The sequence below is a fragment of the Collinsella aerofaciens genome, assembly GCF_039752955.1.
GTDB lineage: Bacteria > Actinomycetota > Coriobacteriia > Coriobacteriales > Coriobacteriaceae > Collinsella > Collinsella aerofaciens_BI.
The window spans coordinates 32,441-53,018 of sequence record NZ_JBDMHB010000001.1 but is presented as its reverse complement, the minus strand read 5'-3'; the positions used below and the strand labels follow the sequence as shown (position 1 = coordinate 53,018).

Genomic DNA, 20,578 nt, shown 5'->3' with positions numbered 1-20,578 from the left:
TGGGAAGAGGTGCCGGGCGGAGGGCGGAGCATGGCCACCGGACCCATCGAAACACATCTCCACCGTTCCTTCAACTGGGAAAACGGCGCCCCCGGGGCCCGGATGGGGCCTCGGGGGCGTTCGGCTAGCTGCGGGAACGGCCTGTCCGCCTAATGTGTTCGGCTGAGATCGGAAATCAACCGGCGTAAACTTTTAGTTGGGCAAATCCGGCAGATTGGAGCTTGGAACATGAGGGATATGCACCTCATGTCGCTCATAAAACGTCTCCTGACCTCGAGGGAGAACGTTTTTTAGCGATAAAAGGAGACATAAATATGATCTGGTTCACCAGCGACACCCACTTCGGGCATGAGAATGTGCTGAAGTTTACCGATCGCCCGTGGGAGACGATTTGGCAGATGAACGATGCCATCGTCGACAACATCAACGGCAGGGTCGCCGTGGACGACGAGCTCTACATCCTGGGGGATTTCTCATTCAAGATGACCGCCCAGGACGCCTACGGGCTGCGCAAGCGGATCGCCTGCAGGCGCATCCACCTCGTCCCGGGAAACCACGACAAGGACTGGACCCAGCCGGCGGTCGCGGGCGCGTTCACCGTGGAGCCGCCGATCTGCGTGCTCAAGATCGACGGGCAGAAGATCGTCCTGAGCCATTACCCCATGGCCGACTGGCAGGGCATGAACCATGGATCGTGGCACCTCCACGGGCACATCCACACCAGCGGCGGCGCGTACAACGAGTTCAACCGCAAGCAGGGCCTTCTGCGCTACGACGTCGGTTGCGATGCCAACGGGCACTCCCCGGTGAGCCTCGACGAGCTGAGGGAATGGTTCGCCGGAGTCGACGAGCCGTGCGGCCGGGTGAAATGGCCCTGGTGGGTCAACGAGACAGGCGACAGGCAGGTCGAGCGCGAACTGGCGGTTTACAAGCGGAAAGAGGCGATCCGATGACGGTCTATGTGACAGGCGACATCCACGGTGGGCTCGACATGCAAAAGCTCCGCGACTGGGAGCTTGGGAATAGCCTTACCGGCGATGACTACCTCATTGTCGCCGGCGACTTTGGCTTTCCGTGGGACTTTTCTGCCGAGGAATGCGCCGACATCGCCTGGCTGGAGTCGCGCCCCTACACGGTACTGTTCGTCGACGGCAACCACGAGCGCTTCGACCACTGGGAGGAGCGTCCCATGGAACCGTGGCACGGCGGGCTGACGCAACGCCTGTCGGATACTTCGTCCATTCGGCGCCTGACGCGCGGCGAGGTCTTTGAGCTCGACGGTTCGACAATCTTCACCATGGGCGGTGCCACGAGCGTGGACAGGGAATACCGCGTGCCGTATTCCAGCTGGTGGCCTCAGGAGCTCCCGGACGAGCGCGATTTCGATACCGCGCGGGCAAGGCTCGACGAGGTCGGCTGGAAGGTCGACTGCGTCATCACCCATACCTGCGCCACGCGCATGCTCTCGCCGACGCTCTACCCGGACCCAGGCTGGGAACGCCCCGATGTGGACCGGTTGACCGGATTCCTCGACGAGCTCGAGGACCGCCTGGACTACAAGCGCTGGTATTACGGACATTTTCACCGAGACGGCAATCCGGACGAACGGCACACGGTGCTGTATGACCGGATCGTGAGGCTCGGGGACAAACTCCTGCCGTGGGGCGCGTACTGATGACGGTCTATGTGACAGGCGATGTCCACGGCAGGGCCGAGTATGGGGCCAGCAGATTCGCCTTCAAATCTTGGCCGCTGGGGCGCATGCTGACGCGCGATGACGTGGTGATCGTGGCCGGCGACTTCGGCTTTGTCTGGGACGGCTCGAATGCTGAGAGGTATTGGCTCGACTGGTTCGAGTCGAAGCCCTGGACCACGTGTTTCGTAGACGGCAACCATGAGAACCACCACGCCCTGGCAGAACTGCCGGTGCGGGAGTGGAACGGCGGCCTCGTCCATGAGGCGCGACCGCACGTGCTGCACCTGATGCGTGGGGAGGTGTTCGACATCGACGGGCTCACGGTCCTTGCCATGGGCGGTGCCGCAAGCAACGACAGGCAGTATCGCAAGGAGGGGAGGAGCTGGTGGCCCGAGGAGATGCCGAGCGAGGAGGAGATGGACCACTGCCGTTCCTCGCTCGACCGCGTAGGCTGGAGGGTCGATTACGTGGTGACGCATGAGGCCCCTGCCGTCCTGGCAGAGAAGCTGTGCCGCGAGCGCGGGCGCGAGTATCGAGGCGACCGGCTGCAACGATTCCTTGGCGAGCTCGACGGGCGGCTCGGCTACCGAGCCTGGTTCTTCGGACATTATCACGGCGACGAATGGCGCGACGACAGACATCGCCTGATCTACCAAGACATCGTGCCGATCGAAGATGCTACGCCCGGTTCTAGGAACCTTCTGGAAGTGCTCTAGAAGATTCCTAGAAATCAGTAGCCTGACAGGAGAAGCGCGGGGCTACTCGTCCTTCATCTGGGTCATGACCTCGACCTTAGCCTCGGCCACGGCCGCCCGCTGCTCGGAGGCGGCAAGGCGGTCCTTGAGGGCGGCGAGCTCGGCCATCAGGTCGCGCTGGGCCAGGAGTGCGTCGTTCAACTCGGCTTGGGCTTTCAGCGCGGCGTCACGCTCGCCGCGCAGGCGCTCGATCTCATCGACCATGGCCACGGCCTCGGCATGGAGCTGGACGACCTGCCTGTCGAGCTCCCTGGCATCGGCGAGGTATCTGACGCTCGCGGCATGAAGCTCGTTGTTCTCGAGCTCGAGGCTCGCGGTATCGAGTTCGAACTTCTCCTCGATAAAGGCGACCCGCTCATTGCAGTCGGCCTCAAGTCTTTCGTTCCGGTCTCTCGCCTCGACGAGCTTGCGGTTGAATTCGTCGAGCTGGGCCCTGAGCAACGCGTTCTCGGTTCTGAGGTCGCCCGTCTCGCGCAGCAGCTTCTCCCGCCACGTCGCCTCGATCCGCTCGGCGGCCTCATCGAGGACGGACTTCACGCCGTAGATCTCCCTGATTTTCTTCTCGTCTGCCATGGTGCGGCACTCCAATCAACAACGGGCATGGCTCCGCCATGCCATATGGCTGGGAACAATGCACGGCCGCTGTTGATTTGTGTTCGCCCTGCGATCGGTGAGTTCTAAAAGGCGTCTCAAGTCATGCGTTCACGCAGGTTTTCGGTTGGAGAAATACCGCACGTTTTCGTGGTAACACGTGCCTTAAAGAACGGGCGGCCATATCGATTCGTTGTAAATAGCGTCTACGACGTGTTGGTGGCAGGAGGTGAGGGCGTTAAAGATGTCGAGAATGATTGTGGGAGTATTTTAGATGCAGGCATGAGAAAGGGTCGAATCGAAGTGTCTGGCCGGACGCCAATTGTCCGGGAACTGTTTCGGTTCGACCCTGCTTCATTTTACATCCGCGGCATGTTCTTGTGGGCATCCTGACGGTGACCGACTCTCACGACCTCGATAGTCGGTTTGTGGGCTTAAAGTTTCGGAGGCTCCCAAGCGTTTTCAATCGCGGCGCGGTAGATTGCGGCGTAATTAAGCATCCAGCTGCCATCACCAACTTTTTGAATATACCCCTTATCCTTCAGAGAGGTATAGGCCCGGGATATCGTGTTCTTACTCAGGCGGTAGTGATCCTCAATCCATTTGCTTTTAGCGCAGAAGCCCATGGGCCGTTTGTTTTTGGAAGGTTTTCCAAACTTCCATACAAGGCCGAGGATGAGACGCTCGGCGGCAACGGTGGTGACGCAGCACGCCCACTCGGGCACTGAAATAAAAATAGCCTTATCCATTTTTCCCGTAATCTCTCGTTGCTCAGTAGCATCATCGCTAAATATGTCGGAAATCGACGGAAGCTCGCTCATGTTTACCACCTAATCAAGGTGGGCGGTACGACCTTCAAGCTGCTTGAAAAGCTCGTAGAACGAGCTTTCAAACATGTAATTAGAGCGATGGATCTGGATGAGCTTGCCGGACTCTCGCATAAACTTGCGTGCGGTGTTTTCGCTCCAGCCAGTGAGTTCGCGGATATCGTTAACGCGGAGCAACCGATCGCACTGAGCGGCACCAGTGGGGAAAGTCGGTGTGGACGCCTGAGTGCTAATCTTTGGAGTAGCCATGATGAGCTATCCTTTCAATGAGGGCCCTCCCTGTGCTTGTAAGACGTACCAGGTTCATAAGCACTTGGGGGGCCGGTTTCTATGACTACATGCGTAGCCATCTGACAGCTTTAGCATGTATTAAAACGCATTAGATGTCAATCAAATAAAGCATCTACCTGCGGAAACGGTATTATAGTACCGTAATATTATGAAATAAACGATGAATGAAAAACATGCTATTTCTCGCTTCTCTGTATATAGGCGTTGATGAAGGCTTCGTAGCCTTTAACTGCTTTTATTTCTGATTGTTGAACGAGGCTTGTATACGTTTTGAGCGTGATATTGGGGTCCGCGTGGCCAAGAATACCTTGCACGCTTCTAACGTCCGATCCGTTCGCCAGCATAAAAGTGCTTACACAATGCCTGAGCTGATGCGGGCAGATGCCCTTATATAGTTTTCCGCCAGTCGAATTGTTCGGCTCATAGATTCCAAGATTGCAGCTAACTGCGAAATCGCGAAACCAATGGTTGAAGATGTAGTTTTTCATGTGACAGACAGTAGGGATCCCTTGCTCGACAGCAATATCGCTAATGATGGGAGTGCTGCCAGTCTGGGACAGCCCCAGAGAGGCCAGGAGCTCTTTTTGTATGGCTGACCATGATTGAAGACGTTCGGCCAAGGTTTCTCCAACGGGGATTTTGCGTTGGCTTTCTTGTGACTTGGGTGCCCTCAGTTCATGGTCGTTGGTGTACTGCCTGTCAATTTTCAAGGTTTTATTGGCAGGGTCCCAATCGCGCCATTCGAGGCCCAGCATCTCGCCTTTCCGCATACCCGTATACACTAGTACTAGTGTACCAACAGCTTCGGCGGTGAGCTCAATGTGTTGAAGATGTGTGCATAGGGTAGCTACTTGGTCGATTGTCAGTGATTCTCTTTTGTTGCGTGGTCTGCGAACATGAACGGTAGCGCAGGGGTTTCGGTCAATTATTCTCTTTGCGACTGCATTCGACAAAATTTGACGCAGTTTCGCATTGATTCGTACAAGCTCTGATGGTTTGTATTTTCCCGTACGACGAGCTTCGGCATATGTTTCTTCGATTAGATCGGGAGTTAGCCCCTCAATTGTCTGAAACGCACCGAATAGGTCTTCGATATGCCTGCAATCGTACGCTTCTCTTTCATAGCTCGTTGGCGCAAGCTCGGTGTCCCTATTTTCATGAAAGGCCCAGCAGTAGGACGCAAGCAAAGTGGGCTTTTTAGTTTTAGTGATCGTGCCAGAGGAGTTGATTTCAGCCAGCTTGGCCTGCATTGCAGCCTTAGCTTCTGTTTTAGTCTTGCAACGGACTGTATAAGTTGGGGATCGTTTGTAGCGCCCCGTCTTAGGGTCCTTGACTCCAAGGGAAAAATAATAGCGATAGGTGTTAGGTGATCTCTTGTCTTTCCAACACGTGCCTCTTCCGCTAATTAGTGGCTGTTCTGTCATCTTTGCGCTCCGTTTCTTTGAATAGTTTTCAACAATTCGTTGAGTGCAGTTTAGCTAAAGCTGTTAGTAATATGTTTGTAAAAGCGTAGGCGCAGCTACCGGAGGCAAAAGACACAAACTGCTATGTTTATCTGCGGTTATATGCTGTTCAATGATGCTTGATGAATGGTAGGGGGTAGCATTAAATCATATCTCCTAAAGCGGGTGTCGACGGTTCGAATCCGCCCGGGGGCACCAGGGAATATGACGGCGTCGCGGGAGCGGCGCCGTTTCTGGTTTGCGGGGGCCGCCGTGCTGCTCGCCCGTGGGGGACTGGCATCTGTTTCCTAGAGTGCGCTGCGGTAAATCTTTCTCGCGTTGTCCAGCGTGAGCTTCCTGAAGCTGCCGAAGAGCTCTCCGCGGTTGATCTTGAGGCCCGGAATCATCTTTTCGATATCGTCCTCGGTGACTCCGAACTCCGATAGCGCGCGCGGCATTCCCAGCGAGACGAAGAAATCCTGCAGCTCGTCGATGGTCGCTTCGACCGCGTACTCGATTGCCTGCTCGGGGGTTACCTCCACATCGAGCTCGTCCGCGTCCGAATCGATGGGTTCGATGCCAAGGGCCTGGGCGCTGAACTCCAGGAAGCGCTCAGGGTGCTCTCGCCATACGTAGCGCATCCAGGCGGGGAAGATGACGGCGAGGCCGGCGCCGTGCGTGATCTTGGTGTCCAGTGCGGATAGCTCGTGCTCAAGGCCGCGGCAGGTCCAATCGCCGTCGCGCAGGGCGTTATGGGCGAGCGTACCCACCCACATGATCTCGGCGCGGGCGTCGTAGTCATCGGGGTTCTCCATCACCTTGGGCGCCGCCTCCCTCGCGGCGCGCACTAGCCCGCAGGCGATGTTGTCGGTTACGCCCACGGCGGGCTCGCCGGAGAAGAGTCGCTCCATGATATGGGCGATCATGTCGGTCACTCCCGCGGCGGTCTGGCAGGCGGGCAGGCTGAAGGTCAGCTCCGGGTCGAGGAAGGCGATGGCCGGGCGGTTGAGGTCCGTGTTAATGCTGCATTTGAGGTGCTCCTCGTCGTTGCTGATAACGCAGGAGTTAGAGGCCTCGGAACCGGATGCGGGGATGGTCACCACGCAGGCGACGTCGATGCGGTCGGCGGGAACGGCGCGCTTGCGGAAGAAGTCCCATACGTCGCCGTCGTATACCGCCCCAGTGCGATGGCCTTCGCGCAGTCCATGACGGAGCCGCCGCCCACGGGCAGGATGATGTCGGCGTCGTTTGCCCGTGCGAGCTCGACGCCTTCTCGTGCCAAGCCTATTTCGGGGTTTGGACGCACCCCTCCAAGCCCGATGTGCTCCACGCCCGCGGCATCGAGCGATGCCCTCACGCGGACGAGCGTTCCGCAGCGAACTGCGGAACCCCTGCCGTAGACAATGAGCGCTCAGCGGTAGCCGGAGGCGGACAGAGTCCCCCAACCTTGTCGGTCGCTTTTCGCCCAAAGACAAAGCGGGTGGGGGAGTAGAAGGAGAAATCGTTCATGGAGCTCCAATCTGGCGTTTCGCCCTACATGCGCGGAGGAGTTTTTCGGGCGCATCGCCTGCGTTCGCGTCGCAATCTCGGCGGCGCGGTGCGGTCCGTGGATTCCATCGTATCGCCCGCGGCACCCCTTACCGACGATTGAGGCGAGTCTGCATTTCGCGGCGCGACGTCCACCTGGCGGACGATATCCGTTCGCGACACGTGGCCGTCCCGGTCGCAATAGCGTATGCGCACCGGGTTGCCGAGATGGGCCTGCGACCCCTTCTCCTGATGCGAGCGCGCGAGACGGGCGAGCAGCGGCGCGAGCACCTGCTCGACCGTCTCCTCCCGATACCACGCCGCCACGGGCAACCCGTTCACGTCAAACCCGTACGTTCGCCATGCCATTCGCCTCGCCGCCTTCGCCGAACGAAACCGCGTATCCAGACCGCCGGTCCCCCACCCAGCACTTCGACGAGCCTTCGCGCTCACTTCTGCGGTCGGGATGCGCCCGCGAGGCGCTCGGCAGGCAGCGCCATTTCCGCTCGCTGTGTCGAGCGCGAGTGTCGAGAAGTCGCCATATGCCACTCAGATGTAGCATGGAGTGCCGAAGTGCACGCGCCCGTGACGAAACACTGGCGCCAACCCGTTCCGCGCACCACCCCGCCCGTAAGGTGTGTGGCGAAAGGAGGACCAGCCGCATGAACATCCCCGAGACACAGAGCCTACCTCGATCGCATTCCGCACGAGCTTCTCTGACATTTCCGCCCATTACCACGTGGAGGTCCCCGTCGCGGAGATCGCCTACGCATACGACTACATCAATTCCCGGCATGCCCCGCGCAGGCAGGCCACGCTGAACGACGGGTCCGCGGCCCGGCAGGACGAATGACGCGCTTCGGCACAGGCCATGCCGAAACGCGTCACGCAAGCAAAGGAAGGAAGCCAACATCACATGAGCATCATCGCAGCACGCATCGACAACCGCCTGCTACACGGCATAGTGGCAACCCAGTGGGTACCCGAGTTCCGTCCGCAGCGTCTCATGGTCATCGATGACATCGTCGCCAACGACCCGACCAAGAAGGCCGCCATGCGGATGGCAAAGCCCTCGGGAGTCGCCCTCTCCATTATCAACAAGGAGACGGCTCTCACGAACTATCGGGCGGGCAAGTACGACGACCACACGGTCTTCATCGTGGCGCGAGACCCCCAGACCATCCTCGACGTCATACAGACGGGCCAGGTTGTTCCCACACTCGTGGTCGGAGGCACAGTCTTTCCCGAAGAGGGGTCAGACGCCGTCCAGGTGAGCAGTCGCGCCTACGTCACCAAAGACGAGCTGCCCGCATATCGAGCGATTGCTGGCACCGGCTGCGACATCACCGTTCGCTATGTGCCGGCCGACAAGCCCGTAGAGCTCTCCAGCATCATCACGCTTTAGCAAGGGAGTGAACTTATGACACCATCCATCATCCAGATAGCCGTCGTTACACTCATCGCCTTCATCTACGGAGCCGAGAAGAACGCGGGACAAATTCTCACGAACATGTCCGTCACGCCAGCATGGTTCGTCGGACTTGCGCTCGGCGACCCCGTAACCGGCCTCGCCGTCGGCGCCATCGTCCAACTCATGAGCCTGGGCGTGGCGGCCATGGGAGGAGCCTCCGTCCCCGACTATCCCACTGCCGCCATCATTGGCGCCGTCGTTGCCATCACCTCGGGTCAGGAGGCGAGCGTCGGCGTTGCCGCCGGAATCGCAGTCGGCATGCTCGGCCTTCAGCTCGACGTCATCGCCAAGACGGCAAACGGCTTCCTCGGGCGTACCTCGCAGCGCTTTGCCGAAGAGGGCAAGTACTCGCAGATGAAGAGCGTACTTTTCCTCGGTCCGGTCTTCTATGGCCTTACGGCGGCCATCCCCACGTTTGCCGTACTGCTCTTTGGCGCCGATGCCGTCAACGCTTTCCTCTCCGTCATGCCCTCCTGGTTCACGACCGGCCTCTCCATCGCCGCCGGTATCCTCCCCGTCGTCGGCCTTGCGATGCTTCTGTCCTTCATGCCAATGAAGAAATTCATCGCCTACGCCATCGTTGGCTTCGTTCTGGCCGCCTACCTGCAGATAAGCATTCTCCCCATTGCCCTGCTCGGTGCCGCCGCGGCCATCGAGTACTACAAGTCGCACAGCAATCCGTCCGTAAACGCCCTCGACGCTGGAGGTCTGGAAGATGAGTAACGAAGTTAACGCCACCAAGGCAAACGAAGCGCCAACCCGCCTGGCAGACGGAACGTACCAGCCAGTCCTCACCGTTTCCGATCTCGACCGTTGCGGCCGCCGCTGGATGCTCGGCGCGTCCATCTATAACTATGAGTCCCAGTGTGCCCCGGCGGTCATGTTCGCAACCGAACCCGCCCTGCGCAAGATCTATGCAGGAGACGAGGAGGGCTACCGCAGGTCACTTCTGAGCACCTATCGCTATTACAATGCGACTCCCCAGGTAAGCGGCCTGCTCCTCGGCGCCGGCCTAGCCTTGGAGGACAAGGGGCACAATGACGCCATCGACGCGGTCCAAGACCTTAAGATTGGCCTCATGGGCTCCCTCTCAGGAGTCGGCGATACGATCTTCGCCATCCTCATTCCCACCATCTTCGGCTCCATCGCCGCCTACATGGGACAGGCGGGAAACCCCGTCGGCGTGCTTCTCTGGCTCGCCGTCGCCATCGCCATCTTCGTATGGAAGCTCTTTGACTGGCGCATAGGCTATAAGTTCGGCGACAAGCTCTTCACGACCCTTGCCGAGAAGATGTCCGTTTTCACCGAGTCGACGTCGGCACTTGGCATGATGGTCGTCGGTGCGCTCATCCCCACCGTCATCAAGGTCTCGTGTGGTCTCACGTTCACCATGGGTGACGTCACGCTCGACGTCCAGACGGGCATCCTCGACCAAATCATGGTCGGCATGCTGCCCGTAATAGCCACAGCCATCGTCTACGCCCTCGTCAAGCGCAAGGTCAGCATCAACAAGATTGTCCTCGGCATCCTCATCATCTCGTGGGTGTGCGCGGCTTTCGGCATTCTTGCTGCCTAGCCTAGGGCTAGACCAACCCACAAAGGACGCATTATGAGGCACATCATCATTGCATCGCACTACGGCCTGGCAGCCGGACTCGGAGACACGCTCAAGGCCATCATAGGACCGGGGCACGACATCAGGGTTGTCTGCGCGTTTACAGACGAAACCCCGCTCGAGGAGAAGCTCGCCAGCGCATTCGAGGGCATCGCCGAAGATGACGAGACCCTCGTTCTCACCGACATCCTTCAGGGCAGCGTAAACCAGCTCGTAGCCTGCTCGGCTCCGCGAGGCGCGTTCATAGTGACCGGCGTAAACCTTCCCGTGGCCCTCGAGCTCTCGCTCCACGCCGGACAGCTTACTCCCGATGTGGTGAGGCATGTCGTCACCCAAGCCAAAGAGCAGCTCGTCTACCTCGGAGATCTTACTCCGGACGTTGACGAAGAAGACGAATAGGAAAGACGCGACAGTAAGGAGGACGAGACATGCGCAAAGTCCCGACCAATAACCAGCACCTGTTCTACCAACCGAAGGACGTGTGGGTGGGAGACGTCATGCCCTTCGGCAAGGACGGCACGTTCTATCTATACCACCAGCGTGACACGCGCGACCCCGCTCCGCTTGCCGAAGGACAGCCCTTTGGGTGGTCGCTCGCGACCACCCAGGACTTCGTGACGTACCAGGAACACGGAACGGCGATCCCCCACGGCGGAGAAGACGACCAAGACCAGTTCATCTACGCCGGAACCGTTTACGAGGCAAAAGGGGAGGTACGCGCTTTCTATACCGGGTTCAACCGCAACTACCTGCGAGAAGGCAAAACGTCCCAGGTGCTCATGCAGGCGAAGGCCTGCTCGGATGATTATGCGACGTGGAAAAAGACGGGCGTTGCAGTAGAGCTCACGCCTCAGCCAGGATACGATGGGCGCAACTGGCGCGACCCTTTCGTAATATGGGATGACGACCGGAAGGAATACCTCCTCGTACTGGGCACGCGTAAGGGAGACGACCCCTCCAAAACCCTCCAAACTGGCAGGCTCGTTCACTTTACGTCGAAGGACCTCGAGCACTGGCAGTTCAAGGGCGACTTCTGGGCCCCCGGCCTCTACACCATGTTCGAAATGCCAGACATTTTTAAAATTGGCGATTGGTGGTACCTGGTCTACTCTGAGTACAGCGACGAGAACAAGATCGTCTACCGCATGAGCCGCGATCTCTACGGTCCGTGGGAGAAGCCGAGAGATGACGCCTTCGACGGGAGGGCGTATTACGCCGGACGGACCGCCTTCGACGGATCGCGCAGGATTCTGTCCGGCTGGGTCCCCACGCGCGAGAACGACGATGACCGGGCCAACTGGCTTTGGGGTGGCTCGTTTATGCCCCATGAGGTGTACCAGCGCCCCAATGGCACCCTCGGCGTTCGCCCTCCCCAAAGCATAAAGGATGCGTTCGAGTGCCCTGATGCCGTCCCGGATATCGAGCTTCGCGGAGACCACGAACGAACGGAGTGCGTAATCACCGAAAACGCAGGCGAGATCTTCTGCTTCGAGGCAGACGTGACGTTCAGGGACGCTTGCGACTTCTCAATTCGAGCCTACAAGAATCTCGAGACCGACGAGTCGTACGAATACCGCTTCGACCTCGACGCGAATCGGCTCTCGTTCGACAAGAGCCCCTGTTACAAGTGGTTCCGCGTAATGGATAAGGGGCTTTGGAGGCCAGTCTGGCTCGAGTCCGGGCGTTCTTACCACCTGCAGCTCATCGTTGACGACAACATCCTCGTCCTCTACCTCGACGGTACCGCACTCACGACACGCGTCTGCGAGAAGTTCGGCCACTCGCTTGCTGTTACGGTAACGAATGGCGAACTCAAACTGTCCAACATAGCCTTGGCGAAGGGGCTGCGCGAACAGGAAAAGTAAGCCAGTGAACCTCGTCGCCACAGCGACTCCCCCAGCAAAACACGCGAACAACGGGTCCGGCCGCATTCCGGCGACCGGACTCGTCCTGTGCCCTGATGGCACATGGCCCCGGGCTGCCGACAGCGAGGCGGCCTTAGGGGCCTCGCCTACAGATTCCTGAGTGCGTCGACGAGGGAGACCTTGCCCGCGGTGACCTCGTCGGCCTGCTTGATGACCTTTGCGGGCACGACGGCCACCACAGCGCCGGCGGCAGAGTCGATTCGAGCGATGTGGTCAGAGACGGAGCGAACGGCGAGCCGCTTGCCGACAGGGAGGCAGTCAAAGGTGGCAAAGCGCACTCCTACGGTTGGGATACGCCCGTGAGGCGCTCGGCGGACAGCGCTGTTGCCGCTCGCTGTGTCGAGCGCAGGTGTCGAGAAGTCGCCATATGCCACTACAGATGTATCATGGAGTGCCGAAGTTCACGTGCCCGTGACAAAACGCGGGCGCCAACCCGTCCCGAGCACCACCCCGCCCGTAAGGTGTGGGACGAAAGGAGGACCAGCCGCATGAACATCCCCGAGACACAGAAAGACCTGCTTGCCTACCTCGATCGCATCACGCGCGAGCTTGGCAGCACGCGGGGCGGGCGCATCCAGAACCGTCTCGACCACTTCACCACGGCATCTATAACCGACTCGCTCGCCATCTCGCGCAGCCTGGCAAGTCAGTATCTCAACGAGCTCGTGCGCGCTGGCCTCGTGGTGAAAGCAGGGGCACGACCGGTGTGCTACTTCCACCGCCGCTCCCTCGAACGCTTCTTCCAGTCTCGCATTGAGCGTAGCACCTACCCTTCGGTCGAGCAGCTCTTCGCCACGCTCGGAAACGGCGAGCGACTCGACTTCGACCGCGCAATCGGTCACGAGCTGAGCCTTGCGCCCTGCATCAGCCAGCTCTGCGCCGCGCTCAAGTACCCGCCAGCTGGCCTGCCCATCCTGCTCTGTGGCGCCTCGGGAACCGGCAAGGGTCTACTCGCCGAACTTGCCCTCGAATACGGCAAGAACGTCGGCGTCCTGCAGCAGGAAGCCAAGCTTGTGAGCATCGACTGCTCGCATTACGCAGACGATGCCCGCGCGCTCACTCACGACCTGTGCGCAGATGGCGGGCCTGCAGATCGGGCGAGCGGCGGCATCGTTTATCTCAAGGACGTCGACGCCCTCTCACCCGCTGCCCAGGACGCGCTCTTGGAGTGGGCCTCCGCACAGGCGGGCGCCATTGTGCCAGCCCCTGCTGTGCGCCTTATCTTTGCCACCTCAAACGAGGCAGACAGTACCGAGTGCCGCAGCCTCACGCGTCGCATCCCCATGTCCGCCCAGGTGCCGTCTCTGCGCGAGCGCACCCAGGAGGAGCGTGAGGAACTGACTCTCCACTTCCTCAAGGAGGAGGGCCGACGCATAGGACGCGACATCCTCATAAGTCGCGGAGCCTTCCGAGCCCTCGCCGGCACCAACTTCGAGGAGAACGTACGCGGCCTGCGCGACTGCATCACCAACTGTTGCGCCGAGGCCTATCTAGACACGAAGGGTGACAGCCTGGAGATTCGCACCTACCAGCTTCCCTCCGCAATCCTTGCCGGCTCCGCACTCGAGCGCAGCGAGAACGACATGCAGCTCATCGACACCACCCGGAGCATCCAAAGCCAGGCGGACGACCGCGCACGGCATGTACTCGACGCCATGCTGGAGCCATACGAGAGCTATCGCGAAGGCACGCTTGATGGGGGCGCGTGCAGCGCTCAGCTGGTGGAGCGAGCCCGCGACCTCGAGGACTACCTGGCGTTCGGGCAAAACCCGGGCCGCTCGAAGTCCGACGCATACGAGCAGATCGCCGACAGCGTCGTCACTTCCGTGAACGAACTCTACTCGATCGATTTGTCCCGAAAGAGCTCGCATCTAATCGCCCAGGGCATCTGCCTCCAGCTGTGGCCGCCCGCAAGCCTCTCGCGTTGGAAGAGCTCCCATGCAAGCGAGCTTTCCGGCATGCGCGGCGTCGTGGCCCAGCGCAACCGCTTTGCCGTTACTGTCTGCGCCTGCATCGCTGATGAACTCAAGGCCACGCTCGGCATCGCACTCGACGATCTCACGTGTCTGCTCGTCCTTGCGCATGCGGCACTCGCACTCGACCCGTCTAAGCGTCGTCGGAGCGTCGGTATCGTCCTCAGTCATGGCTACTCGACCGCCACGAGCATCGCCGACGCCGCCAATCGGATTCTTGACACGAGGGTCTTCGAGGCCATCGACATGCCCTACGACCAGAAGGTTACGGACGTCGCTGTTCCTCTTCAGCAAATCATCGACCGCTTCTCCTACGCAGACGAGGTCGTCATCCTCGTGGACATGGGATCGCTCCAGGATATTTATAAGAGTCTGGAATCCACCTCCGGCATGACGCTCGGCATCATAAACAACGCCTCTACCGGCCTTGCGGTGGAGGTTGGCGCCGGACTTATCGCGGGTCGCTCCGTGCGAGAGGTTCTCGACGATGCTGCGGCAGCTTGCACCTGTAATTATCACATCGTGGCGCGCAACGCCCGACCGGACGCGATTGTCTTCTGCTCCGAAGGCGGACTTGACGCAGCTGCGCGGATCCGCGATCTCGTGGCGCAGAGCCTGCCTGGCGAGTCCCCCGCGCGGCTTGTCGCCGTTGACTGGCGGCAGCTCGCCAATAACGGATCTGAGGATGCCGCCTTCTCCCAGTACAACGTGCGCTCGGTCATCGGCACGGACAATCCGCACGCCGACGGAGTCCCGTTCATTTCGCTCGAGGAACTCATCGCCGGCGAAGGAACGGCCCAGATAGACCGCGCCTTCGCACGCTTGCTCGACGCTGACAGCTTGCGCACGTTCCACCAGAATCTCGTCAAGAACATGACCCTCAGGAACGTGGTCGAGTCCATCACAATCCTTAACCCCAACAAGCTCTTCGGCGAAATCGAGAGTGCCGCAGAGCGGCTCCAGCAGCTCACCGGAGACGTGATTGGCGCTCGTGTGAGCATGGGGCTCTACGTGCACCTGTGTTGTCTCGTGGAGCGCCTCGTGACCAGAAGCCCCATCGAGAACTACGCAGACGAGCAGCGCTTCGCCAATGAACACAACGATTTCGTCGAGGCATTCCGCACGAGCTTCTCTGACATTTCCGCCCATTACCACGTGGAGGTCCCCGTCACGGAGATCGCCTACGCATACGACTACATCAATTCCCGGCATGCCCCGCGCAGGCAGGCCACGCCGAACGATGGGCCCGCGGCTCAGCAGGACGAGTGACGCGCCTCGCAAGCAAAGGAAGGAAGCCAACATCACACGAGCATCATCGATCGCTGCGTGCAAGGCGGCGGGCCTCACCGTGTTCGCCAAGCGCGAGGAGCGTTTTGGTTTTTCGCAAGCAAATGCGGACGAAATCAGCGACCAGATTCCCGATACGCTCAAACATGCAGGGCCCCTATGTGTTTAACCTCATTTTTCCGTGTGCGGTAGAATGGAGTCGTTGAGATCGCGAACGCCTTAAAGGGAGAGTTTTTGTGGATGCGCATCTGGATGGGGGCTCTTCCGCCCCGCTGTATCAACAGGTGCTCGATTTGCTTAAGAGCGATATCGAACAGGGGACATATCCCGTTGACTCGCAGATTCCAACGGAACTTGAGCTTTCTAAGATGTACGGCGTGGGAAGGGTCACGGTTCGCCGCGCAATAGAGGAGCTTGTGGGCGAGGGGTATCTCACCAAGCGGCAGGGGCGTGGTACGTTTGTGACCGCGACAAAGATAATTCGCAAGGTGCATCAGAAGGACGATGTTCAGAGTTTTACCCAAGCATGCGCTGAAAACGGCATGAAGGCGGGCGCTCGCGTCGTTGCCCGCAAGACCGTTGCCGCCGATCGCGACCTCGCTTCTTTCTTTGGCTTGGATGAAGGCTCTGACCTCATCTTGGTCTCACGCGTGCGTACCGCAGACGGCGTGCCGGTCCTGTTCGAGAACAACTACTATCCTGTCGATGGATTCGAATTTCTCAAAGATATCGGTCTCTCCAATTGTTCGATATTCGAGGCCGTGGGGGAGCGTACGGGTAGGTATCCCTGCTCGTCCGATCCCTGCAGGCTGGAGATCGCCCGTGCGGGAATTGATGCCGCCCGCGAGCTCAAGGTCCCAGTAGGGGAGCCGCTGTTCTTCATGAACGCGGGCTTTCTCGATTCCAACGGAGAGCGCTTCTGCTATGGCAGACAGTACTACGTGGGTTCGCGCTACAGCTTCGATATCTAGCGGCTCTGTCTCACACAGCGCTGTTCTCGTATTGCCGCGGCAGGTCCGTTTAGCGCGTAAAAGTTACCACTTATAGAACAACCTAATATGTTTCTTGACCGACGCCTTCATGCAGGTTATACATAGAACAACCTAAGATGTTTGCCTATACGTGAAGGATTTTTGGCAAGCATCGTTGCTCTGGCAGGAGGTTAAGAATGCCGGATGCCAAACAGGAGAAGCCCAAGCGCAGATTCCATCTCCAGCTTCCCCATGTGTACACCATCGCGTTCATGCTGATCGTGTTCTTCGCGGTGCTCACATGGATCGTCCCATCGGGTCAGTTCGACCGCCAGACCATTCAGACGGCCGCGGGCGAGCGAGAAGTCGCCGTAGCCGGAACGTACCAAGAGGTCGACAAGGTCTACACCGATTCGGAGACGGGGGAGACCGTCGATCTGCGACAGGGCATCGATGCCGTCCTGCAGGCTCCCGCCAAGGGCATTCAGGCTGCGGCCGATGTCGTCGCGTTCGTCCTGCTGATCGGCGGATCGTTCGCCATCGTCACCAAGACCAACGCCCTAAACGCCGGCATGAGCCGCGTGATCAAGAAGCTGAAGAACAAGGACATCTTGATCATCCCCATCTCCATGATCCTGCTCTCGATCTGCGGCACCACGTTCGGCATGTCCGAGGAGGCGCTGCCGTTCTACGCGATCTTCATCCCCATCATGCTGAGCATCGGGTATGACTCCATGACCGCGTTCATCATCTGCTTCCTCGGCCCCAACCTTGGTTACTGCGCATCCACTATTGATCCTTTCAACGTGCTGATCGCCCAGGGCGTTATCGGCATCGAGGGAAATCCCCAGCTTTGGCTCCGCGCCATCCTGTGGGTCATCTTCACCGCCGCGGGCATTTTCTGGGCCATGCGCTACGCGCGCCGCGTCAAGCTCGATCCCAAGTCCTCCATCACCTATGAGGACGATAAGCAGAAGCGCATCGAGTTCTCTGTCACCGATGCCTCTATCGAAGAGGAGTTCACGCTTCGCCACAAGCTCGTCCTCATTGATTTCGCGGTCGGCATGGGCGTTATCGTGTGGGGCCTCGTTACCCAGGGCTGGTATATGGACGAGATCTCCATGGTGTTCCTGGCCATGGGCCTTCTTGCCGGCATACTCGGCGGCCTGGACGAGAAGACCATTGCGGAGGAGTTCGTCCGCGGAATCGCCGACTTCGCCTACGCAGCCTGCATCATCGGCATCGCCCGCGGCATCCTGGTCGTCGCAGAGGGCGGAATGATCATCGACTCTATTCTTAACTGGCTCGTCGGACTCCTTGCGGGCGCTCCGTCCTTCATCTATACCACCTTCATGTACATCGTCCTCGGCCTGCTTTCGCTGCTGGTTCCTTCCAGCTCCGGCCTCGCTGCACTCACCATGCCCGTCATGGGCCCGCTGACCGAGCTTATGGGCCTCAATCCCGGGGCTGCCGTCACCGCTCTGCAGTTCGCGAACCAGACCGTCAACACCATCAGCCCCGTTGCGGGCATGACCGTCGCGGGTCTTGCCGTGGCGAAGATCTCCTTCGGGCAATGGTGGAAGACCATCTGGAAGTTCTTTATCTTCATGGTTCTGTTCGGATTGGTCGCGACTGTGATCTCCGGCCTACTGCCGATGTAGGAGGTGCCCGGTGTTTGATCGTTCGCTAGTATTGCTGTCCCGCAGCATCTTTACCGGCCTTTCCGATGAACCGATCGACGGATATGTTTCGATTCGCGGTAATCGCATCGAATCCGTGGGCGCCTCTGATCGGGCTGCCGAATATACTGCGCATGCGGACGAGGTTCGCGACCTTGGCTCCAGAACCGTCATGGCAGGCCTTGTCGACGTGCACACGTTCTTTACCGGCTGGGTGCTCCGTCGCATCGGCGCCGATCTTATCGATGCGACCTCGGCAGATGATGTTTTCACCGCGATGTCGAATTGGAAGGAGGAGCGGCCCCAGGCCCCTATGGCGTTGGGCATGAACCTTCCGGAGACCCTTATGGGTGACGACTTGGTTGATATGTTGGACGAGAAGTTCTCATCCACGCCTGCCGTCGCCTTTACTGCCGGCGCGGAGACCTGCGTGCTCAACTCCGCCGCATCTGCGCGCTATGGTTTTACGCCCGAGGCTTGCTATGCCGAGATGATTTGGCACCTTATGCGCGATTATCTACCTCTTCAGGAAGTCCGCGATGCGTATGGCGACTACATGACCATGCTTAACTCCCGTGGCGTCACCGCCATCAAGGAGATGTGCTTTGACGATTATTACGGATTTGCGGACGAGATGTATCGCCGCGAGCAGGAAGGCGAACTTACGGTTAGGGTCGACATGATGAGCCAGCCCGTCGGGCATGGAGCCGACCTTGATTACGCCTGCTCGGCGCGCGACCGCTTCCAAGGAGACTTCGTCAGGTTCTCCGGCTTCAATCGCATGACCGATCGCGGCGTGTGGTGCGGCCTGGCCGAGATGATCGATCCCTACGAGGAGGGGGCCGATGCGGGTGCCGGCGGAAAGACCGTGGTCGAGGAGCCCGAATGGGACCTCATCTCTCGCGAGCTGTCCGAGATCGATGCCCAGGGATTCCGCTACTCCCTGCATTGCCAGGGGGATGGGGCCGTTCGCAAGACGATCGACCTGTATGAGCGGCTACCGCGTGATGAGTCGGGAAGGCTCGCTCGCAGGCATTCGATTACGGACCTTGAGAACTCCGATCCAGCTGACCTGGCGCGCATGGGCGCCATCGGCGGTATCTGCGAGGTCTATCCCCAGATCCTTACTCTTGATAAGCGCGAGGATTGCCTTTCGACCATGCGTCGCCAGATAGGAGAGAAGAGGCTCTCCCGCAGCTGGAACCGTCGCGCCATGGTGGATGGCGGATGTGTGCTGTGCTGCGGAACCGATCTTCCCCTCCTTATCCCGCATCTAGGAGATTCGATCTACAGCGCCTGCGGAGGGTACTTCGCCGACGGTTTGGACGTCAACCCGCAGAATACCGTTAGCGTTGCCGAGCTGCTGCGGGCATGGACTGCCGGGGGTTCCTACGATCTGGTTCGCGAGAACGATTTCGGCACCCTCGAGGCGGGCAAGCTCGCGGACATCTGCGTTTTGGACCGCGATATGTTTGCGGTGGACCCCAAAGATGCCAGAGACATCCAGGTCTCGCTCACGCTGAGCGATGGTCGGGTCGTGTACGAAGATTGCTAGGAGAGGAGATGCCCAGCATGGATTTAAACGCTTCCGCGCCCCGCCTGCGTCGCGAGCAGGTCGCCGGCATGAACATTCACTACATCATGTGGTCGCTCGATTATTTCCTTGATGTTCAGCAGCGCCTTGGCTTCAAAACCATCGAGCTTTGGGCGGCCGAGCCGCACGTGACGCTGGACCACACGGGGTATTTCGAGGCCGACAAGCTTCGCCGCAAGATCGAGTCCCGCGGACTCTCCGGGAGCTCCCTGTGCCCGGAGAACGTGGTGTATCCGTGGCAGTACGCTGCCAGAAAGCCCCTCCACGCGCAGCGGAGCCTCGCTTACTTCAAGCACGGCATCGAGCTCGCCGAGGTGCTCGGCGCCCCGTATATGTCCATCAACTCCGGTTGGGGCGATTGGGACGAGGACCGCGAGGAAGCTTGGAAGCGCTCTGCCGAGCACTTGGCGATTCTTGCGGACTATGCCGGCGAGCACGGCGTGACCCTCTGCATGGAGAGCCTGAGGCCGGAAGAGAGCAACTTGGTGGTTACACTCGCGGATGCCAGGCGCATGCTTGACCAAGTAGCCAACCCGCACCTTACTCCAATGGTGGACACTACTGCTATGGGAGTCGCCGGCGAGAGCCTTGAAGAGTGGTTTGCCGAGTTTGGCGATGGTGCCATAAGGAACATGCACTTCATTGATGGCGACCCATACGGCCATCTGGTTTGGGGCGATGGAAAGCACAGCATGGACGATTTCGTGCGTGTCCTCAACGCGCATGGGTTCGAGGGCTATCTTGGCCAGGAGATCACCGATGGAAGGTATTTCGATGATCCCGCAGCAGCGGACCGGCGCAACATGGACGCCTTCGAGAGGTATTTTGTCGACTAGCGCGTAGCTCCCATTCGCGTGGGGCAGTCAACACGCTTGACGAGAAGACTTGCAGTAAACGTTGGCGGATTCGTCCGCCGTATCGAAAGGAAGAATAA

Annotated in this window: 21 protein-coding genes; 13 read left to right on the top strand and 8 right to left on the bottom strand. The window is 59.5% G+C overall.

Annotated features, from left to right (window positions below):
* Positions 1–314: 314 nt before the first annotated feature.
* The 3 genes from ABHR75_RS00220 to ABHR75_RS00210 are packed head-to-tail and all read left to right on the top strand — an operon-like array spanning position 315 to position 2,412.
* On the top strand, positions 315–953 hold the full coding sequence (locus tag ABHR75_RS00220; RefSeq protein WP_346963330.1) for a hypothetical protein: 639 nt from the start codon (positions 315–317) through the stop codon (positions 951–953).
* Positions 950–1,675, top strand: a complete 726-nt coding sequence (locus ABHR75_RS00215; protein WP_346963329.1) for a metallophosphoesterase family protein — start codon at positions 950–952, stop codon at positions 1,673–1,675. The genes ABHR75_RS00220 and ABHR75_RS00215 overlap by 4 nt, the downstream gene beginning before the upstream one ends.
* Positions 1,675–2,412: a metallophosphoesterase family protein gene (locus tag ABHR75_RS00210; protein ID WP_346963328.1), complete on the top strand. Its 738-nt coding sequence runs from the start codon at positions 1,675–1,677 to the stop codon at positions 2,410–2,412. Before ABHR75_RS00215 ends, ABHR75_RS00210 begins: the two co-directional genes overlap by 1 nt.
* Positions 2,413–2,454: 42 nt before the next feature.
* Here the strand turns inward: ABHR75_RS00210 and ABHR75_RS00205 are convergent, their stop codons facing one another.
* From ABHR75_RS00205 to ABHR75_RS00175, 7 genes are all read right to left on the bottom strand, one after another.
* Positions 2,455–3,024 carry a hypothetical protein gene (locus tag ABHR75_RS00205; protein ID WP_196026275.1) on the bottom strand — a complete coding sequence of 190 codons (570 nt, stop codon included), beginning with the start codon at positions 3,022–3,024 and terminating at the stop codon, positions 2,455–2,457.
* Positions 3,025–3,476: 452 nt separating this feature from the next.
* Positions 3,477–3,863, bottom strand: a complete 387-nt coding sequence (locus ABHR75_RS00200) for a hypothetical protein (protein WP_161145443.1) — start codon at positions 3,861–3,863, stop codon at positions 3,477–3,479.
* A 9-nt stretch (positions 3,864–3,872) separates the two neighbouring features.
* The gene (locus tag ABHR75_RS00195; protein WP_117640700.1) at positions 3,873–4,118 is read right to left on the bottom strand and encodes a hypothetical protein; all 246 of its coding nucleotides are present in this window, start codon (positions 4,116–4,118) and stop codon (positions 3,873–3,875) included.
* Between the two features lie 218 nt (positions 4,119–4,336).
* Entirely contained in the window at positions 4,337–5,584 is a 1,248-nt protein-coding gene (locus tag ABHR75_RS00190; RefSeq protein ID WP_346963327.1) for a site-specific integrase, read from the bottom strand.
* Positions 5,585–5,910: 326 nt separating this feature from the next.
* Positions 5,911–6,705: a hypothetical protein gene (locus ABHR75_RS00185; RefSeq protein ID WP_420482012.1), complete on the bottom strand. Its 795-nt coding sequence runs from the start codon at positions 6,703–6,705 to the stop codon at positions 5,911–5,913.
* On the bottom strand, positions 6,699–6,959 hold the full coding sequence (locus tag ABHR75_RS00180) for an iron-containing alcohol dehydrogenase (RefSeq protein WP_308196324.1): 261 nt from the start codon (positions 6,957–6,959) through the stop codon (positions 6,699–6,701). The genes ABHR75_RS00185 and ABHR75_RS00180 overlap by 7 nt, the downstream gene beginning before the upstream one ends.
* Before the next feature lie 176 nt (positions 6,960–7,135).
* Positions 7,136–7,456, bottom strand: a complete 321-nt coding sequence (locus ABHR75_RS00175; protein WP_346963326.1) for a hypothetical protein — start codon at positions 7,454–7,456, stop codon at positions 7,136–7,138.
* A gap of 589 nt (positions 7,457–8,045) precedes the next feature.
* On the opposite strand from ABHR75_RS00175, the gene ABHR75_RS00170 reads away from it, so the two are divergent.
* From ABHR75_RS00170 to ABHR75_RS00150, 5 genes are read left to right on the top strand one after another with little or no spacing between them, the layout of a single operon-like run.
* Positions 8,046–8,534, top strand: a complete 489-nt coding sequence (locus tag ABHR75_RS00170; protein ID WP_118080235.1) for a PTS sugar transporter subunit IIB — start codon at positions 8,046–8,048, stop codon at positions 8,532–8,534.
* Between the two features lie 15 nt (positions 8,535–8,549).
* Positions 8,550–9,323 carry a PTS mannose/fructose/sorbose/N-acetylgalactosamine transporter subunit IIC gene (locus ABHR75_RS00165; RefSeq protein ID WP_118080237.1) on the top strand — a complete coding sequence of 258 codons (774 nt, stop codon included), beginning with the start codon at positions 8,550–8,552 and terminating at the stop codon, positions 9,321–9,323.
* On the top strand, positions 9,316–10,176 hold the full coding sequence (locus ABHR75_RS00160) for a PTS system mannose/fructose/sorbose family transporter subunit IID (protein ID WP_118080239.1): 861 nt from the start codon (positions 9,316–9,318) through the stop codon (positions 10,174–10,176). Before ABHR75_RS00165 ends, ABHR75_RS00160 begins: the two co-directional genes overlap by 8 nt.
* Before the next feature lie 33 nt (positions 10,177–10,209).
* Entirely contained in the window at positions 10,210–10,614 is a 405-nt protein-coding gene (locus ABHR75_RS00155; RefSeq protein ID WP_118080241.1) for a PTS sugar transporter subunit IIA, read from the top strand.
* Positions 10,615–10,643: 29 nt separating this feature from the next.
* Positions 10,644–12,080 (top strand): family 43 glycosylhydrolase, encoded by a 1,437-nt coding sequence (locus tag ABHR75_RS00150; RefSeq protein ID WP_118080243.1) that lies wholly within the window; start codon positions 10,644–10,646, stop codon positions 12,078–12,080.
* Between the two features lie 146 nt (positions 12,081–12,226).
* On the opposite strand, the gene ABHR75_RS00145 is transcribed toward ABHR75_RS00150, so the two are convergent.
* Positions 12,227–12,514, bottom strand: coding sequence for a hypothetical protein (locus ABHR75_RS00145; RefSeq protein WP_199574332.1), 288 nt, complete (start codon positions 12,512–12,514; stop codon positions 12,227–12,229).
* A gap of 114 nt (positions 12,515–12,628) precedes the next feature.
* On the opposite strand from ABHR75_RS00145, the gene ABHR75_RS00140 reads away from it, so the two are divergent.
* From ABHR75_RS00140 to ABHR75_RS00120, 5 genes are all read left to right on the top strand, one after another.
* Positions 12,629–15,382: a PTS sugar transporter subunit IIA domain-containing protein gene (locus ABHR75_RS00140; protein ID WP_195568643.1), complete on the top strand. Its 2,754-nt coding sequence runs from the start codon at positions 12,629–12,631 to the stop codon at positions 15,380–15,382.
* Between the two features lie 254 nt (positions 15,383–15,636).
* Complete coding sequence (locus tag ABHR75_RS00135; RefSeq protein ID WP_118080248.1) at positions 15,637–16,371, top strand: GntR family transcriptional regulator; 735 nt, start codon at positions 15,637–15,639, stop codon at positions 16,369–16,371.
* 197 nt (positions 16,372–16,568) lie between these two features.
* Positions 16,569–18,032 carry a YfcC family protein gene (locus ABHR75_RS00130; protein ID WP_118080251.1) on the top strand — a complete coding sequence of 488 codons (1,464 nt, stop codon included), beginning with the start codon at positions 16,569–16,571 and terminating at the stop codon, positions 18,030–18,032.
* A gap of 10 nt (positions 18,033–18,042) precedes the next feature.
* On the top strand, positions 18,043–19,605 hold the full coding sequence (locus ABHR75_RS00125) for an amidohydrolase (RefSeq protein WP_346963325.1): 1,563 nt from the start codon (positions 18,043–18,045) through the stop codon (positions 19,603–19,605).
* 17 nt (positions 19,606–19,622) lie between these two features.
* On the top strand, positions 19,623–20,480 hold the full coding sequence (locus ABHR75_RS00120; RefSeq protein ID WP_195233865.1) for a sugar phosphate isomerase/epimerase family protein: 858 nt from the start codon (positions 19,623–19,625) through the stop codon (positions 20,478–20,480).
* Positions 20,481–20,578 lie beyond the last annotated feature (98 nt).

Coding starts and splice junctions, on each gene's coding strand:
- ABHR75_RS00220 (WP_346963330.1), top strand. CDS start 315: ATGATCTGGTTCACCAGCGACACCCACTTCGGGCATGAGAATGTGCTG.
- ABHR75_RS00215 (WP_346963329.1), top strand. CDS start 950: ATGACGGTCTATGTGACAGGCGACATCCACGGTGGGCTCGACATGCAA.
- ABHR75_RS00210 (WP_346963328.1), top strand. CDS start 1,675: ATGACGGTCTATGTGACAGGCGATGTCCACGGCAGGGCCGAGTATGGG.
- ABHR75_RS00205 (WP_196026275.1), bottom strand. CDS start 3,024: ATGGCAGACGAGAAGAAAATCAGGGAGATCTACGGCGTGAAGTCCGTC.
- ABHR75_RS00200 (WP_161145443.1), bottom strand. CDS start 3,863: ATGAGCGAGCTTCCGTCGATTTCCGACATATTTAGCGATGATGCTACT.
- ABHR75_RS00195 (WP_117640700.1), bottom strand. CDS start 4,118: ATGGCTACTCCAAAGATTAGCACTCAGGCGTCCACACCGACTTTCCCC.
- ABHR75_RS00190 (WP_346963327.1), bottom strand. CDS start 5,584: ATGACAGAACAGCCACTAATTAGCGGAAGAGGCACGTGTTGGAAAGAC.
- ABHR75_RS00170 (WP_118080235.1), top strand. CDS start 8,046: ATGAGCATCATCGCAGCACGCATCGACAACCGCCTGCTACACGGCATA.
- ABHR75_RS00165 (WP_118080237.1), top strand. CDS start 8,550: ATGACACCATCCATCATCCAGATAGCCGTCGTTACACTCATCGCCTTC.
- ABHR75_RS00160 (WP_118080239.1), top strand. CDS start 9,316: ATGAGTAACGAAGTTAACGCCACCAAGGCAAACGAAGCGCCAACCCGC.
- ABHR75_RS00155 (WP_118080241.1), top strand. CDS start 10,210: ATGAGGCACATCATCATTGCATCGCACTACGGCCTGGCAGCCGGACTC.
- ABHR75_RS00150 (WP_118080243.1), top strand. CDS start 10,644: ATGCGCAAAGTCCCGACCAATAACCAGCACCTGTTCTACCAACCGAAG.
- ABHR75_RS00140 (WP_195568643.1), top strand. CDS start 12,629: ATGAACATCCCCGAGACACAGAAAGACCTGCTTGCCTACCTCGATCGC.
- ABHR75_RS00130 (WP_118080251.1), top strand. CDS start 16,569: ATGCCGGATGCCAAACAGGAGAAGCCCAAGCGCAGATTCCATCTCCAG.
- ABHR75_RS00120 (WP_195233865.1), top strand. CDS start 19,623: ATGGATTTAAACGCTTCCGCGCCCCGCCTGCGTCGCGAGCAGGTCGCC.